Origin of the sequence: Granulicella sp. L60, assembly GCF_009765825.1 — a bacterium.
Lineage (GTDB): Bacteria > Acidobacteriota > Terriglobia > Terriglobales > Acidobacteriaceae > Edaphobacter.
Window position 1 is genome coordinate 638549 of record NZ_LMUR01000022.1, and the last position, 17488, is coordinate 656036.

11 protein-coding genes are annotated in these 17488 nt (G+C 61.6%); 7 read left to right on the plus strand and 4 right to left on the minus strand.

The genetic code is table 11. The features are described 5' to 3' along the window. Positions 1-132 precede the first annotated feature (132 nt). Together GSQ82_RS23665 and GSQ82_RS23670 are read right to left on the minus strand one after the other, a co-directional pair. Entirely contained in the window at positions 133-1524 is a 1392-nt protein-coding gene (locus GSQ82_RS23665; protein ID WP_158794716.1) for a thymidine phosphorylase, read from the minus strand. An 18-nt stretch (positions 1525-1542) separates the two neighbouring features. Further along, positions 1543-1965, minus strand: a complete 423-nt coding sequence (locus GSQ82_RS23670) for a cytidine deaminase (protein ID WP_158794717.1) — start codon at positions 1963-1965, stop codon at positions 1543-1545. 85 nt (positions 1966-2050) lie between these two features. On the opposite strand from GSQ82_RS23670, the gene GSQ82_RS23675 reads away from it, so the two are divergent. From GSQ82_RS23675 to GSQ82_RS23705, 7 genes are all read left to right on the plus strand, one after another. After that, positions 2051-4252: a chemotaxis protein CheA gene (locus GSQ82_RS23675; protein WP_158794718.1), complete on the plus strand. Its 2202-nt coding sequence runs from the start codon at positions 2051-2053 to the stop codon at positions 4250-4252. Further along, positions 4249-4785, plus strand: coding sequence for a chemotaxis protein CheW (locus tag GSQ82_RS23680; protein WP_254061880.1), 537 nt, complete (start codon positions 4249-4251; stop codon positions 4783-4785). Before GSQ82_RS23675 ends, GSQ82_RS23680 begins: the two co-directional genes overlap by 4 nt. Continuing rightward, on the plus strand, positions 4763-5134 hold the full coding sequence (locus GSQ82_RS23685; RefSeq protein ID WP_158794720.1) for a response regulator: 372 nt from the start codon (positions 4763-4765) through the stop codon (positions 5132-5134). The genes GSQ82_RS23680 and GSQ82_RS23685 overlap by 23 nt, the downstream gene beginning before the upstream one ends. A gap of 32 nt (positions 5135-5166) precedes the next feature. Further along, positions 5167-6387, plus strand: coding sequence for a chemotaxis response regulator protein-glutamate methylesterase (locus GSQ82_RS23690; RefSeq protein WP_158794721.1), 1221 nt, complete (start codon positions 5167-5169; stop codon positions 6385-6387). After that, on the plus strand, positions 6374-7201 hold the full coding sequence (locus GSQ82_RS23695; protein WP_158794722.1) for a protein-glutamate O-methyltransferase CheR: 828 nt from the start codon (positions 6374-6376) through the stop codon (positions 7199-7201). Before GSQ82_RS23690 ends, GSQ82_RS23695 begins: the two co-directional genes overlap by 14 nt. A 144-nt stretch (positions 7202-7345) precedes the next feature. Continuing rightward, the gene (locus tag GSQ82_RS23700; RefSeq protein WP_254061881.1) at positions 7346-12160 is read left to right on the plus strand and encodes a DEAD/DEAH box helicase; all 4815 of its coding nucleotides are present in this window, start codon (positions 7346-7348) and stop codon (positions 12158-12160) included. Next, positions 12153-13064 (plus strand): Fpg/Nei family DNA glycosylase, encoded by a 912-nt coding sequence (locus tag GSQ82_RS23705; RefSeq protein WP_158794723.1) that lies wholly within the window; start codon positions 12153-12155, stop codon positions 13062-13064. The genes GSQ82_RS23700 and GSQ82_RS23705 overlap by 8 nt, the downstream gene beginning before the upstream one ends. Positions 13065-13076: 12 nt before the next feature. On the opposite strand, the gene GSQ82_RS23710 is transcribed toward GSQ82_RS23705, so the two are convergent. Next, the gene (locus tag GSQ82_RS23710) at positions 13077-15662 is read right to left on the minus strand and encodes a transglycosylase domain-containing protein (RefSeq protein ID WP_158794724.1); all 2586 of its coding nucleotides are present in this window, start codon (positions 15660-15662) and stop codon (positions 13077-13079) included. 20 nt (positions 15663-15682) lie between these two features. Beyond that, positions 15683-17482: a proline--tRNA ligase gene (locus GSQ82_RS23715; protein ID WP_158794725.1), complete on the minus strand. Its 1800-nt coding sequence runs from the start codon at positions 17480-17482 to the stop codon at positions 15683-15685. Between the last annotated feature and the right edge of the window lie 6 nt (positions 17483-17488).

The window sequence follows — 17488 nt, forward strand, 5'->3', positions numbered from 1 at the left end:
AGGGGTTCTTCCCCTTCGACACGCTCAGGGTCAGAATGACGACCCTCTAAATCAGAATGACGACCTTCTCAATCTGAAGGTCGTCATTCTCAAATAGGCGATTAGTGGCTCTAGAGCGGAAGCGAAGAGGCTCTAGTTCGGCTTTTTGACTACTTCGTGGATGAGGGGTTGGAGCTGGGGTGGGGTGGCGGAGATTTGTAACGTCTTCCGGAGCATATCCTCGGGTTCGTCGAGGAGGGATGGGTCTTCGGCGAAGAGGGTGATGAGGGGCTGATTGGCTTCGAGGCGGTCGCCTAGCTTGGCGTGCATCTCGATACCGGCGTGGGCGCTGACGGGATCGCCGGGTTTGGTGCGGCCTGCGCCGAGGCGTTGGACGGCCCAGCCGACTTGTTTGCAGTCCATGGAGGCGAGGTAGCCGGAGTGCGGGGCGGTGATGGTGCGAGTGGCGGTGGACTTGTGGTGGGCGGCGGGATCCATGAAGATGGCGGTGTCGCCGCCTTGTGCTGTGACGATTCTGAGCCAGGCCTTGTAGGCTTCGCCGGAGAGAAGGATCTCGTCGGAGAGGCTGGCTCCGGCCTCGGGGGTGTCGGCGCGACCGGCGAGGTGGAGCATCCAGCCGGCGAGGATGTTGGAGAGTTGAATGATGTCGCGCGACATTGGATGGCGTGTTTCTTTGTGCGTGGCGCGCATGATGTCGATGCACTCCCAGACTTCGACCCAGTTGCCGGAGAAGCGGCCGAGGGGTTCGTCCATGCTGGTGAGGAGGGCGACGGTGCGCGTGCCGGAGGCCTCGCCGGTCTGAACCATGAGTTCGGCGAGGAGTCTGGACTTTTCGTAGGTGGGCATGAAGGCGCCGCTGCCGACCTTGACGTCGAGGACGAGGGCGTTGAGGTCTTCGGCGAGTTTCTTGCTCATGATGCTGGCGGTGATGAGGAAGGGGGACTCGACGGTGCCGGTGTGGTCGCGGAGCCCGTAGAGGATGCGGTCGGCGGGGACGATGCGCGGGGTCTGGCCGATGAGGGCTGCGCCGCATTTTTTTAATACGTCGGCTAGTTGGGTGAGGTTGAGCTGGGTGTTGAAGCCGGGGATGGTCTCGAGCTTGTCGAGGGTGCCACCGGTGTGGCCTAAGGAACGGCCGCTGATCATGGGAACGCAGATGCCGGGGATGCCTGCGGGGGTGGGCGAGGCAAGGCCGGCGGCGGCGAGTATGGGGGCGATGAGGAGAGAGGTCTTGTCGCCTACTCCGCCGGTGGAGTGCTTGTCGATGGTAAACGTGTGGAGGGGTGCGGCGTCGAAGGTGTCGCCGGAGGTGCGCATGGCAGAGGTGAGGGTGGCGAGCTCCTGCGGGTTGAGGCCGCGTTGGAAGACGGCCATGAGGAAGCTGGCGATCTGGGCGTCGGTGATGAGTTGCTTTTCTGTGGTGCGATCGACGATGGCGCGGATGAGGGCGTGGATCTCGGCGTCGGTGAGGGCGAGTCCGTCGCGCTTGTGCAGGATGATGTCGATGGGGTGGATGGTGGTCATGATCGGGTTGTCATTTGGTTATGAGTTGTTGAGCAGGAAGGCGTGGGGGAGCAGGTCGGCGATGGTGGTTTGGGCTGTGCCGTCTGCGCCGGGGAAGAAGACGATGGTGTCGGGGGTGCTGAACTCGTGGATGGTCTGGCGGCAGGCTCCGCAGGGCTGGCTGGCGGTGGCGTTGAGGTTGACGACGGTGATGGCGCGGATGCGGATGCCGGGGCCGTGGAGGGCGACGGCGGAGGCGATGGCGGACTGCTCGGCGCAGACGGTGAGGCGGTAGGAGGCGTTTTCGACGTTGCAGCCGGTGACGATCCCTCCGCTGGTGAGAAGGAGCGCGGCGCCGACGCGGAAGTGGCTGTAGGGCGCGTAGGCGTGGTGAGCGGTGGCGGTGGCGTGATGCTCTAGCTCGGCGATCTGTGCGGCGGTGAGGCTGGGAGAAGACGACATGATGTGGTGAGGCTATCGGGTGTGAGGGGAGGATAGCAAGTGGCGGTGCGCTAATGGTTATAGCTCTGCGCCCGATATAGGAGATGTGGACGACCTGACTAAAGAATTTATCGCAGAGAGCCAGGAGGGTCTGGACCGGATGGAACGGTGCCTGACCGAACTGGAGACGCGGCCTGATGACGCGGAGTTGCTGGGCGAGATCTTTCGCGCGGTGCATACGATCAAGGGGACGACGGGATTTCTTGGCTTCGACCGGCTGGAGAAGCTGGCGCACTCGGGAGAACATCTGCTGGGCTCGCTGCGCGATGGGAGACTGACGGTGACGTCGGACCTGATCAGCGGGCTGTTGCGGCTGATGGATGGGCTGCGCGCGATTCTGGTGCTGATCGAAGAGACGGGTGGCGAGGGAACGCGGGCGGGCGACGAGGATGGGGAGTTGATCGCAGAGCTGGCTGAGTTGAATGGGCAGATGCCTGCTGAACATGTCGAGGAGCGGGAGTCTGGGCTGGAGATTGCGCTCGTCGAGGGCACTCGAACGTCTGAGGCTCCGGTGGCCACGATGCCGGTTGCAGGCGCGGCTGGGCCAGTGCTGGAGAAGACAAGCGGTGGTGGCGGCGATAAGACGCTGCGTATAGACGTCGATGTGTTGAACCGCATGATGAACCTGGTGGGCGAGCTGGTGCTGACGAGAAACCAGATGTTGCAGAGCGGGATGGAGGCGGCGAACTTTCCTGAGTTGGCGCGGCGGCTGGATAGTGTGACGGCGGACCTTCGCGAGACCGTGATGCAGGCGAGGATGCAGCCGGTTGGGAATCTGTTTGGGAAGTTTCCTCGGATGGTTCGGGATCTCTCGCGGACGTGTGGGCGCGAGGTGCGGGTTGAGTTCAGCGGGCAGGAGACGGGACTGGATAAGAGTCTGCTGGAGGCGATCAAAGATCCGCTGACGCATGCGGTGAGGAATGCGGTCGATCATGGGATTGAATCGCCGGCGGATCGGGTTCTGGCGGGGAAGGCGGCGGAGGGTTGTCTTCGGCTGCGGGCGTTCCATGAGAGCGGCTCGGTGGTGATCGAGGTGGCTGATGACGGCGCCGGGATTCCGACGGAGCGGGTGTTGCAGAAGGCGATCGAACGCAACCTGGTAACGGCGGAGCAGGCCGCGGAGATGTCCGAACGCGAGGTGCTGCAGCTGATCTTTCTGCCGGGATTTTCTACTGCGGCGGCGGTGACGACGGTTTCGGGCCGTGGCGTCGGCATGGATGTGGTGCGGGCGAATGTCGAGAAGGTGGGCGGGAGCGTCGAGCTGGAGTCACGCAAAGGACTGGGTACAACGCTACGCCTGCGGGTGCCACTGACGCTGGCGATTGTCCCGTCGCTTGTGGTGCGCAGCGGAGGACACAGCTTCGCGCTGCCGCAGAGTGCGCTGGTGGAGCTGGTGGATATACCGCAGCGGGAGTTCGCGCAGGTGGTACAGCGGATTGGGTCTTCGGAGCTGTTTCGACTGCGGGAGCGATTGCTGCCGATGGTGTGGCTAGACAGGTTGCTTGGGCTTGAGACGGAATCTCCTGAGACGTCGAAGGGACATTACCTGGCGGTGCTGGAAGCGGAGGGCTGCAGGTATGGGCTGGTGGTGGACGATCTGATGTCGCCGGAGGAGATTGTGGTGAAGCCGCTGTCGCCCGTGCTGCGTGAGATCGGGCTGTTCTCCGGAGCGACGGTGCTGGGTAATGGGACTCTGGCTTTGATTCTGGATATTGGGGCGACGGCGGCGCGTGCCGGGGTGAAACCGGTCGAGGAAGAGAGTGGAGACGCGGAGGCGAGCGAGTCTAGCAAGACGAAGGGCGCAGGGAGGGCGGAGGCCTCGTTCCTGATCTTCGCAGACGGTGCTCGCGGACGGACGGCGCTACCGCTGAATGTGGTGGAGCGGATTGAGAGCGTGCCGCTGAGCCAGATCGAGTATGCGGGGGGACGTCCTCTGTTGCAGTATCGCGGTGAGCTGTTGCCGCTGAAGGATGACGGCGGTGTGCTGGCGGAGCTGGAGTTGGAACAGCGGGCAGGCGAAGAGGTGTTGGTGACGGTGCTGATCTGCGGCGGCCGAGTGGCGGGTGGAGTGCAGCGGGTGGGCATGGTGGTGCGGAAGGTGCTCGATGTATCCGATGGCACGCTGCTGGATGCGGATGCCGCCGAAGGGATGGAGCTGGCGATGGTCAAGGACAGGGTCACAATGGTTCATCGCGAGTCGGGCATGAGTGTTGGGACGGGTGCAGCGGCATGGCAGGAGGTTGCGTGAGACTAGGGGAGTGGGACAGGGCGGACGAGATACAGGATGAAGACGATGCTGTGTCTCTTTGTTCGCTGTATGCGGGTAGCGAGAGTTTTGGTATCGATACGAACAAGATCCGTGAGGTGTTGGGGGAGCGTGAGCTTCAACGGGTGCCGATGTCGCCCGCGTTTATCGCAGGCGTGGTGCCGTATCGGGGTGAGGTGTTGACCACGGTGAACCTGCGTGCGCTGCTGGGGATGGAGGAGCATGCGGGACGTTGTTGTGTGCTGGTGATGGAGGATGATGGCGCGGGAGAACGTTTTGGGCTAGTGGTAGATGCAGTCGGTGGAGTGGTGACGGTGAGCCGCAGAAAGCTCGAAGCGAATCCGTGCACGCTGGAGGCTCGCGGCAGATGGTTGTTTGACGGTGCTTACAAGATGGAGACCGGTCTGATGATTCGCCTGGATCCGATGAAGCTGTGTCCGTCGCGGCTGTCGGAGACTGGGTTGTTTCGACCGAGTATGAATGGAGGTACGGATGCGAGCCCTGATCGTCGATGATTCCAGTTTTATCCGTGAGTATCTGCGACATCTGCTGCACCGGATGGGAGTTGTGTGCAAAGAGGCTGTGGACGGTAGCGATGCGCTGAGTGTGTTGGCCGCTGAGCAGGACTTCGACCTGATGCTGCTGGATGTGAATATGCCGGTGATGAATGGGTTGGAGTGTGTGAAGGCGCTGCGCGCGGCGAGGCTCGGTCCTGAGATGAAGGTGATGATGGTGACGACCGAGGCGGATCACTCGTTCATTGCTACGGCGCTGGATAATGGCGCGGACGAGTTTCTGATGAAGCCGTTTACTCCGGAGAGCCTTCGCGAGAAGATGCTTCTGCTTGGATTTATCGCTGCTTGAGAACAGACATATAAAGGAACTTCAGCATGGAGATGAAGCAGGAACGGCCCATCCGCGTCCTGGCTGCGGACGATTCGGCGGTGATGCGGGGGATTATGGCGAAGCTGTTTGGCACTCATGCGCAGGATCGGCTGAGTGAGCTTCCGCGCATGGAGCTGTGCGGCATGGCACGGGATGGGATGGAGTGCCTGGAGTCGGTGAAGCAGCTTCAGCCGGATGTGTTGGTTCTGGATCTTGAGATGCCGAAGCTGAATGGCCTGGATGTGCTGGACCGGCTGCGGGCGGATCACTCGAAGCTGCCGGTGATTATGTGCAGCTCGTATACCGAGTATGGTGCGCGTTCCACGCTTGAGGCACTGGCGAGGGGAGCTTCGGACTATGTGACCAAGCCGGCGGAGCAGCGGGATTTTGCCTCGGCGATGCAATCCCTTTCACGTCAGTTGTTGCCACGAATTGCTGCACTGGCGAAGGACACTGTTCGAAAGGGAGAGGTGAGGGCTGGCTCGTCGATCGGGATCCCGACAGCGGGGTTGAAGGTAACATCGACGACAAAGCCTCTTTCACCGATAGAGGTGATTGTGATCGGCCTATCTACAGGGGGGCCGGCTGCGCTGGAGCAGCTGCTCCCAAGCTTGCCGGCGGATTTTCCTGTGCCAGTGTTGATTGTGCAGCACATGCCGAAGTTGTTTACCGGGGCGCTGGCGGAACGGCTGGATCGGTGCTGTGCGCTGCGTGTGGAGCAGGCTTACGACGACGCGATGATCCGTCCGGGAACGATATGGTTGGCTCCGGGCGACGCGCATATGGAGGTGGCGCCGCGACGGAAGATGGCTGGTGAGGAAGGGGGAGTCACGGGGATGCGCGGGGGCAGGGTGCGGCTGCATCAGCAGGAGCCTCTCAACCACTGCAGGCCTTCGGTGGACTACCTTTTCTACTCTGCAGCACGGATGTACGGTGCGGGGGCGTTGGCGCTAATGATGACTGGCATGGGATCGGACGGGCTGGATGGGGCACGGGCCGTACATGAAGGCGGAGGGGTGGTGCTGGCCCAGGATGAGGCGAGTTCCGCGGTGTGGGGCATGCCGGGGCGGGTGTCGGAGGCTGGGATTGCGGACGCGACGCTGCCGCTGTCGGCGATCGCAGGGGCGCTGCGCCAGAGAGTGAGTGGGGAGTGGGTGACGAAGCATGAGACAGGGAGCCGGCATCCTGCGGTAGAGACGGCGCGAAGGGAGGTGCAGCATGGCCTGCTCTGATTCAGACTACGCCTATCTGCGAGAGCTTGTGCTGGAGCAGTCTTCGAACCAGATTGATCCGTCGCGCAACGCTCTGTTCGATACGAGGTTGACGCCGATTGCGCGTATCTCGGGAGCATCGAACCTCGAGAGTTTTGTGGGCATGTTGAAGGCGGGGCGGCCGGCGCATCTTCATCGCGCGGTGGCGGAGGCCATGACGATTAATGAGACGAGCTTCTTTCGCGACGTGAAGCCGTACGATATGCTGCGCGCGGTGATTCTGCCGAGGCTGATCGAGCAGCGGATGAAGGAGCGGCGGCTGCGGATATGGAGCGCGGCGAGTTCGACCGGGCAGGAGGCTTACAGCATTGCAATGCTAATCGTGGAGCATTTTCCTGATATCGCGCACTGGGATGTGAAGATCATCGGAACCGATATCTCTCGACAGGTGTTGGAGTACGCGCAGAGGGGGAGATACAGGCGGCTAGAGGTTAATCGCGGGTTGCCAGCGCGGATGTTGCTGAAGTACTTTGTGCGCGATGGGGAGGAGTGGGAGGTGAGCGATAAAGTTCGATCGATGTGTGAGTTTCAGTATGCGAATCTTTGTGCGCCGCTGCCACGGTTGGCGGTGTTCGACCTTGTGATGCTGAGAAATGTGTTGTTGTATTTCTCGCAGAACGATCGGACTCATCTCTTCGGCGATGTTCATCGGAAGATGAGTCCGAGTGGGTATCTTGTGTTGGGGAATGCGGAGCAAGCGGAGGACTCTACCGATCTGTTTGAAGTGGAGTTTGCGGCGAACTGCTATTTTTACCGGCCGGTGAACGGATCGTGATCTTTTTCGTGAGATAGGAAGCCGGACATGGAAGGACCGGCTTGCATCCTATACTTATGCGGCTATGTGCGGGCTGTCTATGCATCCGGCTGCTGAGAGTATAGAGAGATGATGCGGCGAAGTGCTTCCAGTTCGAAGAAAAAAATGAGTGCTGAGGGTGCTGGCTTGGTCGAGCCCCCACAGGATCTTGCGGCTGCGGGCAATGCGGCGTTGGCGCTGTTTCATCCGATTACGGCGAAGTGGTTTCGGGCGGTGTTCGATGGTCCGACTGCTCCGCAGGTGGAGGGGTGGCCGGCGATTGCGCGTGGAGAGTCGACGCTGATTCTTGCGCCGACTGGAACGGGCAAGACGCTGACGGCGTTTCTGTGGTGTCTCGATAAGCTGATGATGCGGACTGCACCTGAGCAGGGGCGTGGATGCCGGGTGGTGTATCTTTCGCCGCTGAAGGCGTTGGCTGCGGACGTGGAGCGTAACCTGCGTTCGCCGTTGGTAGGCATTGCGAATATGGCGAAGCGGGAGGGCATCGAGGTGCGGATGCCTGAGATCAGCGTACGCACGGGGGATACGTCGCCGAAGGAGCGGGCGCGGTTCAAGAGGCATCCTGGGAACATCTTGATTACGACGCCGGAGAGTCTTTACTTGTTGCTGACGTCAGAGGCGGGCGAGGCGCTGCGGTCGGTGGAGACGGTGATCGTGGATGAGATTCACGCCCTTGTACCGAGTAAGCGCGGGGCACATATGGCGCTGTCGCTGGAGCGGCTAGAGGCACTGACGGGGAGAAAGTTGCAGCGAATCGGGCTCTCTGCGACGCAGAGACCGCTGGAAGAGGTGGCGCGGTTTCTGGGTGGTGCAGAGGCTTCGGAGTATGTAGGTGATATCGATACAAATGTGAGTCAGCAGTTGGAGGTCGAGGCGGAGACGAATAGCGTGCTGATGGAGGTTGCAGGGCGCGAGGGAAGCGCGGTTGAGAGTGGGGTAGGTGCGCCGCGGTTTCGGCCGGTAACGGTGGTGAATGCCGGAGCTAGGAAGTTGCTGGAGCTTACGGTGGAGGTTCCGGTTGAGGATATGGCGCGACTGGGGGAGATTCAGGAGCAGCCGAGTGGGCCAGCTTCGCAGGGGCCTAAGCGAACGTCCATCTGGCAGTCGATTCATCCGCGGTTGCTGGAGATCATCCAGGGGCGGACGTCGACGCTGATCTTTGTGAATGCGCGGCGGGTGGCAGAGCGGCTTGCGGGGGCTTTGAACGAGCTTGCAGGAGAGCAGATTGCACGGGCGCACCATGGCTCGTTGGCGGCTACGCAGAGGACTGAGATTGAGGAGTTGTTGAAGGCTGGGAAGATCAAGGCGCTGGTGGCGACTTCGTCGTTGGAGCTTGGGATCGATATGGGGGCGATCGACCTGGTAATTCAGATTGAGGCTCCTCCAAGCGTGGCGAGTGGAATGCAGCGCATTGGAAGGGCGGGGCACCAGGTGGGTGCGCCTTCGCATGGAATTATCTTTCCGAAGTATCGGGCTGATCTGATTGCATGTGCAGCGGTGACGCGGGCGATGCATGAAGGACATGTGGAGTCAACGCGGTTTTTGAGGAATCCGCTGGATGTGCTGGCGCAGCAGATGGTCGCGGTGATTGCGCATCCACCGTTGAACGTTGCGGATGCTGAGCGGCGAACGAAACATACGTCGGAAGAAGAGGAAAGCCCGGGGATTAGTTACGCCGCTCTGTTTGCACTGGTTCGGAGTGCGGCGCCGTTTGCGGGGTTGAGCCAGAGTGCGTTCGATGGTGTGCTGGATATGCTTGCGGGGCGGTATCCGTCGGACGAGTTTGCGGAGTTGCGGCCGCGGATTACGTGGGACAGGACGAGGAACTGGATTACTCCGAGAGCGGGGGTGAAGCGAATTGCGATTCTGAATGGAGGGACGATTCCGGATCGCGGGACGTATGGAGTTTTTCTTGCAGGGCAGAGAAGCAAGCCGGTGCGGGTGGGTGAGCTGGATGAGGAGATGGTGTTCGAGAGCAGGACTGGCGACACGTTTATTCTGGGGGCGTCGGCGTGGCGGATCGATGAGATTACGCATGATCGCGTGTTGGTGACGCCGGCTCCGGGCGAGGCGGGGAAGATGCCGTTCTGGCATGGGGACCAGGCGGGAAGGCCGCTGGAGTTTGGACGGAGGATTGGCACGCTGGTTCGGGAGTTGCGGGACGCGCCGCGAAACGTTGCGGTGGCGAGACTGACGACGGAGCACGATTTGCAGCCGGGTGCGGCGGAGAATGTGCTGCGGTATCTGGCCGATCAGGAGCTCGCTACTGTTGTGGTTCCCGATGACCGAAATATTGTGATTGAGCGGGTGAGGGATGAGCTGGGCGACTGGCGCGTGTGTGTGCTGACGCCGTTTGGTAGCAGAGTGCATGCGCCGTGGGCGATGGCGGTGACGGCGAAGTTGCGTGCTGTGAGTGGGCAGGAGGTGGAGACGATGTGGTCGGAGGATGGCTTTGTGCTGCGCTTTCCTGAGACCGAGGAGGCTCCTGCTGTCGAGCCGATTTTGATGGAGGCGGAAGAGGCTGCGGAGCTGGTACTGCGACAGTTGGGATCGACTGCTTTATTTGCGGCAAAGTTTCGTGAGAGTGCGGCCAGGGCTTTGTTGCTGCCGAGACGGCGGGCGGATGGGCGGACGCCGTTGTGGCAGCAGAGGAAGCGGGCGTATGACCTTTTGAGTGTGGCCAGTAGATATGCGAGCTTTCCGATTTTACTGGAGGCGTACCGCGAGTGTTTGCGGGATGTGTTTGATATGCCCGCTCTGATGGAGACGCTGCGGGGGATTGGGAGCCGGTCGTTGCGGGTGCATACGGTGGATTCGCGGACGCCTTCGCCGTTTGCCTCGGCGTTGCTGTTCAGCTATGTGGCGAACTACATCTATGACGGTGATGCGCCGTTGGCGGAGAGGCGGGCGCAGGCGCTTTCGATCGATCAGGATCAACTGCGGGAGTTGATGGGGGATGCGGATCTTCGGGAGCTGCTGGACGTCCATGCGATTGAAGAGACGGAGGAGCAGTTGCAGTGCCTGGCGGAGACGTACCGTGCGCGAAACATGGATGGGGTGCATGATGTGTTGCTGCGGATCGGTGATTTGACTTGGGGAGAGTTGCGTCTGCGATGTGTAACGGACGAGGTTGCAGATTCAGTGGTGAAGCTGATGCGGGCGCGGCGGGTGTTGGAGATTCAGATCGCGGGTGAGAGACGGGTGATTGCGGTGGAAGATTCGGCGCGATACCGGGATGCGCTGGGCGTGCCGTTGCCGCCGGGACTTCCTTCCGTTTTTTTGCAGGAGGTGCCGGATGCGGCGGTCGATCTGCTGCGGCGGTATGCGCGGACGCATGGGCCGTTTACGATACATGAGGCTGCGGTGCGGTTTGGCCTGCCGGTAGATGGCGTGGAGTCGGTGTTGCAGCGGCTTGTGCAGGCTGGAAGGATCGTTGAGGGAGGGTTTCGGCCGGGAGGTATTCACCGGGAGTGGTGCGATAACGAGGTGCTGCGGTCGATCCGGCGGCGGTCGTTGGCACGGCTGTGCAAGGAGGTTGAGCCGGTGGAGCAGAGGACGCTGGCGAGGCTGTTTACGCGTTGGCAGGGAGTGGTGCAGCCGAGGCGGGGGTTGGATGCGCTGCTGGATGTGATCGAGAATCTACAGGGCGCGCCGCTGCCGGCTTCCATCTTGGAGAGGGAGATCTTGCCTGCGCGGCTGGTGGGGTATAAGGCATCCGACTTGGATACGTTGATTGCTGCGGGTGAGGTGGTTTGGGTTGGGTTCGACCCGATTGGCGAGAGGGATGGCAGGATTGGGCTGTATCTTGCGGAGAAGCTGACGGCGCTTTGGCCGATCGCTCCTGCACAACCGGTCGAGCGGGCGTTGCGGGATGAGGCTGGAAAGATCATCGTCGCGTCGGTGGCTGAGGTTAGCAAAGAAGCGGAGATCGTTGAGTATCTGAAGGGACGCGGAGCTTCGTTTTTTCAGGACCTTCATGACGGTATAGGTGGCGGCTATCCGGGGGAGACGCTAGAGGCGTTATGGAATCTGGTTTGGAAGGGGATGCTGACTAACGATGGCATGGCTGCGCTGCGAGCGTATTGCGAGAGGCCTGCGGCTAGTGGGTCGCGGAAGCCGGCGCGGAGGGTGCATCAGCAGGCTGGAGGCTTTCGTTCGCGGCGGACGACTCCGCCGACGGCGCAGGGACGATGGGCGCTAAATGCGGCGGCGTTTATGACGGACCGATCGCCTACGGAGTGGAGTCACGCGATGGCGCAGCAGTTGTTGACGCGGTATGGATTGGTGTTTCGCGAGACGGCGCATGCGGAGAACCTGCCGGGCGGGTTTTCGGCGATCTATGACGTGATGAAGGCTCTGGAGGAGAGTGGGAAGGTTCGGCGTGGATACTTTGCGGCGGATCTTGGGGCGACGCAGTTTGCGATGCCTGCGGCAGTGGATTTGTTGCGCACTCTGCGCGTGCCGCAGCAGGGAGACAATGGGGAGATGCTGCAGCTGGCGGCTACCGACCCGGCGAATCCATACGGCGCGTTGTTGCGTTGGCCGGCGGCTCCGGATGCAGGGTCGTCGCTGACAAGGAGTGTGGGGGCGAGGGTGATTCTTTGCGATGGGGCGGTGGTGGGCTATCTGCGGAGAGGGAATCCGAATCTGCAGGTATTTTTGCCGGAGGAGGAGCCGCAGATGTCGCAGGTGGCACGGAGTGTGGCGGAGTTTCTGGTGTCGCGGGTGCATGAGGATGAGGATGCGAGTGGTCGGGGTGGGATGTTGATCGCTTCTGTAAATGGTGTTGCGGTGGCGGAGCATTGGATGGCGCGGTTCTTGTTGGATGCGGGGTTTGCGGCGGGGGCGATGGGATTCAACGTGAGGCGCGGGTTGCCGCCGCTGCCGGGTGGGCGTGGCGAGGTGAGGGTGAATGCCTGAAGGGGACACCATCTATCGGGCTGCGCGGGCGCTGCAGAAGGCTTTGGGTGGGAAGGTAGTAACCGGGTTTGAGACGGGGCTGGCTAAGTTGGCTCGGGTTAATGATGATTCTCCGCTGGTGGGTCGTGTGGTGGAGAAGGTGGAGTCGCGGGGCAAGTGGTGTTTGATTTTTTTCTCGGGCGATTTGATTCTGGTCACGCATATGTTGATGAGCGGAAGCTGGCATCTGTACCGCACGGGAGAGAAATGGTGGATGGGTCGCGAGAGGATGCGCGTGGTGATTCGCACGGCCGATTGGGAGGCGGTGGGGTTCAATATTCCGGTGGCGGAGTTCCACACGGTGCGGTCGCTGGAGCGGAGTGATCAGGTGCCTAAGCTGGGGCCGGATATTCTTTCGGAGGAGTTTACTATTGGGCGCGGGGTGGAGCGGCTGGCTGCTTATGGGAGAGAGAATCCTGAGGCGGAGATTGCGGTGGTGTTGTTGAATCAGCGGGTGCTGGCGGGGCTAGGGAATGTTTATAAGAGCGAGGTTGCATTTGCCGCTGGAGTGAATCCATTTCGCGCGATGAGGACGATTACGCCGCGCGAGATGGAGGTGATGGTGGAGGTATCGCAGCGATACATGAAGGCGAATGTGGTGGATGGAGCGGGGGACGGGATTGTGACTTACTCGGGGAACCGCCGAACGACACACTCGTCGAACCGGGAGGAGAGGCTTTGGGTGTATGGGCGGCAGGGGCAGGAGTGTAGACGGTGTGGGACGCTGGTGATGATGAGGAAGCAGGGAGTGCAGGCGCGGTCGACGTATTGGTGCCCGGAGTGTCAGCCGTGGGTTGGGATGGGTGAGACGGCTGCTCCGGTAGGGAAGACAGTAGTCACGCGGCGCGGGAAGATTGGGTGCTAGCGGTAGAGCGAATTATTGAGGTGGGGGCGCGGGTTGAGGCTGTTTGTCTTTGCCTCCGCCGAAGATCTTCTGCAGGAAGTTTTTCTTCTTTGGCTGGGCGGGTTGTGTTGCGTCGGGAGCGTTGCCGTCGGGGGGAGTGTTGGGCACGGTTCTAACGATGGGTGCGGCTGGAGTGGGCACGGATGGGTTGGTGTCCGGGGCGGATGGCTTGCTGCCTCCGATGCCGAAGATCTTCTGGATGAAGTTCTGCGGATTTTCGCCCATCTGGCTGCAGGTGTTGACAGGAGCGGTGCCGTCGAGGAAGGCGACATAGAAGCTGTTGCTGGGGCAGGTTGGGTCGGCGAGCAGGCTGCTGGGTTTGTCGATGCGGGCGACGGTGACGCCTTGTGGCGGGGTGAACGATTTCACGTCGGAGTACTGGGGGAGTTGGATGGCGCGCTTCATGAACTCAGCCCATATCGGAGCGGCGGCGTGTGCGCCTTCGATCTTGACGTCGGTGTAGTCGTCGTTGCCGACCCAGATGATGCAGATGAGGTTGGAGGTGTATCCGGCAAACCATGCGTCGTGGCTGGTGCCGGTCTTGCCAGCGCCAGGACCTACGAAGCCATGTTGGCGGACGGCTGCTGCGGTGCCGTAGGTCATCGCTCCTTCGAGTAGAGACTGGGTGAGGTACGCGGCGCGGGGATCCATCACCTGCTTCGCCTCGGGGGAGAAGTCGGAGACGATATCGCCGTTGGGGTTGCGAACGGAGGCCAGCATCCAGGGAGTGAGGTGGACGCCGTTGTTTGCGAAGACGGTATAGGCGCCAGCCATATCGATCGGCGTGGCGTTGTAGGAGCCGAGGGAGACCGACGGTGTGCCGCGGGCGTTGGTGATGCCGGAGGCGCGGGCGAGGGCGGCGACGTTGTCAAAGCCGACCTTTTGGCCGAGCTCGATGGTGGCGTTGTTGAGCGAGTGGGCCAGTGCGTAGGCTGCGGTGACTTCGCCGCGGAAGTCACCTTTGAAGTTGTTGGGAGTGTAGGTCTGGCGACCGTTGTCGTAAGTGAAGGTGGTGGGCTCGTCTTCGAGTTGGGTGAGCGCGGTAAAGACGCCGCTGTCGCCGAGCGACATGTTATTGAGGCTGGTGTTATAGGCCGCCGCGTAGACGAAGGGTTTGAAGATGGAGCCGGTCGGTCGCTCGGAGACGGCGTGGTTGAGCTGCGATACGCCGTAGTTGCGGCCGCCGACGAGAGCGAGGATCTGTCCGGTGTGCGGATTGATGGCGACGAGGGCGACCTGCGGATAGGTGATGGGGCCGGGCTCTTCGCCCTTGGGGGTTTTGTGTTGCTTGCGGACGATCTCGTCCACGTTGCGCATGCCGACCTCGACGGCTTCGGAGGCGGCGCGCTGAAGGTCGGGGTCGAGCGAGGTATAGATGCGGAGGCTTTGGTGAGAGAGGTCCTGATCGCCGATGCGTTTGACGAGCTGATCGTGGACGAGATCGACGAAGTAGGGAGCTTCGCTGCCGTCGATATTGGGTGGTGCGAGGCGAAGGGGTTCGGCTTTGGCGCGGTTCGCTTCGCTCTCGGTGAGAGCGCCGGTCTCGACCATAGAGTCTAGGACGAGGTTGCGACGTTCCATGGAACGCTCGGGGTGCCGGTAGGGGTTGAGGCGGCTGGGGGATTGAATGGTGCCGGCGAGGAGGGCGCACTCGGCGGTGTCGAGCTGGGAGAGATTCTTGCCGAAGAAGGTCTGGGCGGCCTCGCCAAAGCCGTTGATGGCGTAGCTGCCGCGCTGGCCGAGGTTGATCTGGTTGGCATACATCTCGAAGATCTGCTTCTTGTTGAAGCGGGCTTCGAGCTGGAAGGTGATCATGATCTCGCGGAGCTTGCGCGTGATCTTTTTCTCCGGAGAGAGGAAGAAGCCGCGGGCCAGTTGCTGGGTGAGGGTGGAGCCGCCGCAGCTCATGTGGTGCGAGACGATGTCTTCGAAGCCGCACTTGGCGGTGCGGAGATAGTTGATGCCGCCGTGCTCGAAGAAGCTGCGGTCTTCGATGGCGATGACGGCCTGGACGAGGTGCGGGGGGATCTCGTTGTAGCTGACGAGGCGGCGCTTGGTGCGGTTCTTGTCTTCGGAGAGGGCGGTGATGAGCTGGGGCTCGAGCTCGTAGGCGCTGAGCGCGACGCCGTTTTCTGCGGTGATGCTTTGGACGACCCCCCCCTCGGTGTTGATGGTTGCGCCGTCGGTGGTGTGGAAGCTCTCGGCGCCGGGCTTGATGAAGATGTTGTCGCCGTTGAGCTGGAAGGTACCGAGCTGTGGATTGGCGTTGTAGCCAGCGTGGCGGAGGTCGGTAGCGATGGCGGAGGCGGAGAGCTTCTGGCCGTCGCGGACCTCGCGCGGTGCCGCATAGATCTGCGAGACGCTGGCGAAGATGGGGCCGGCGGCGAGGCGGTCGTCGACGACCTGCTGGTAGTGATAGTAGAAGTAGCCGAAGACAGAAGCGCCGATGACCAGGACGGCAAGTGCCGCGATGAGTGCGACGCGCAGAAGTTTGGAATGAAAGCTCGAAGACTTCAGAGCGTTACGCGCGGTGTCGCCATATTTGAGTTTGACTGCCAATGTTTGTCTTTCTTTGACGTTTAGAGAGCGGTTGCAGGAAGCGGGTTGCGCAGCGTCGAGGTGATTTGGGAGGTTACCCTGGACGTGATGTCTTGGATGGAGACTTCTTCCGTGATGCTCTGCAGGCGGTCGACAAATTCTACCTTGCCCTCGGCGACTCCGCGACCGATGTTGATTCGATAGGGGATACCGACGAGATCGGCGTCTTTGAACTTGACTCCGGCACGTTCATCGCGGTCGTCTAGGAGGACGTCCGCGCCTGCAGCTTCGAGCTCGGCAGCGATCTTTTCTCCGGCTGCGGAGAGGGCTGCGTCTCCGACGTTGGTAATGGTGACGACCACCTGGAAGGGCGCGATGGCTGGGTGGAGGGCGTAGCTGCTGCCCTCGTTGGCTGCGGCGGAGGACTCGATGGCGGCGGTGAGAATGCGCTCGATGCCGATGCCGTAGCAGCCCATGACGGGGGTGACTTCTTTGCCGTCGCGGTTGAGTACGGATGAGCCCATGGACTGCGTGTACTTGCAGCCGAGTTTGAAGATGTGGCCGATTTCGACGGCTTTGCCGAGGCGCAGGGGCTGGCCGCCGATGGGGTCGAGTTCGCCTTCGATGATGTTGCGAACGTCGGCGACGAGAGTGGGCTTGAAGTCGCGCATGGGGATGACGTTGCGGAGGTGGTACTCCTCTTTGTTGGCTCCGGCGATGAGGTTTGTGCGGCCTTCGAGAGCCTTGTCGAGGATGACAAGGGTGCCGGGTTTCTTTGGGTGCGGCGCGGCTTCGACGCCGATGGGGCCAAGGTAGCCAGCGGGAGCTTTGAAAGTAGCTTCGAGTTCCTCGGGTGTCATGGGGCGGAGTTCGCCGCCGGCGATGATCAGGAGTTTGGCTTCGTTGAGGGAGTGATCGCCGCGCAGGAAGACGACGATAGGGCGCAGCTTGCCGAGTTTGGCGTGATCGGATGCGGGGAGCTCGGCCATGTAGGCCATCGTCTTGATCTGGTGGACGGGCGCGACGCTGAGGAAGGCGCCTACCTCGTCGATGGTGCGCTGGCCGGGGGTGTGGACAAGTTCGGGCAGTCCGTCGCCGGTGGGTGCGAGAGCTTCGATCACTGCGAGCTGCGAGGTGGCTTTTTCGAGGTTGGCGGCGTAGCCCGATGTGCTGCTGGCGATGAGGTCTTCGCCGGCTTCGGTGTAGACCATGAACTCCTGCGAGGCAGAGCCGCCCATGGCGCCGGAGTCGGCTTCGACGGCTACGAAGTTGAGGCCACAGCGGGTGAAGATGGCCCGGTAGGCCCGGTCGTGCTTGTTGTAGGAGACGTCGAGGCCGGCTTCGTCGATGTCGAAGGAGTAGGCGTCCTTCATGATGAACTGGCGGACACGCAGGAGGCCGGCCTTGGGGCGGGGCTCGTCGCGGAACTTGGTCTGGATCTGGTACCAGATCTGGGGGAGCTGCTTGTAGCTGCGGAGCTCTTTGCGGGCGATATCGGTGACGATCTCCTCGTGGGTCATGGCGAGGCATAGTTCGGCGCCCTTGCGGTCCTTGAGGCGGAACATGTTGTCTCCCATGCCGGACCAGCGACCGCTCTCTTCCCAGATGTCCTTGGGATTGAGAGCAGGGAGGAAGAACTCCTGGCCGATCTTATCCATCTCTTCACGCACGATGGCGATGATCTTGTTGACGGAGCGGTTGCCGAGGAAGAGATAGCTGTAGATGCCCGCCCCAAGCTGGCGGACGTAACCGGCGCGGAGGAGGAGCTTGTGGCTGGCGACTTCGGCGTCTGCAGGCGCTTCACGGAGAGTAGGGATAAAGAGTTGAGACCAACGATGCATGTGTTC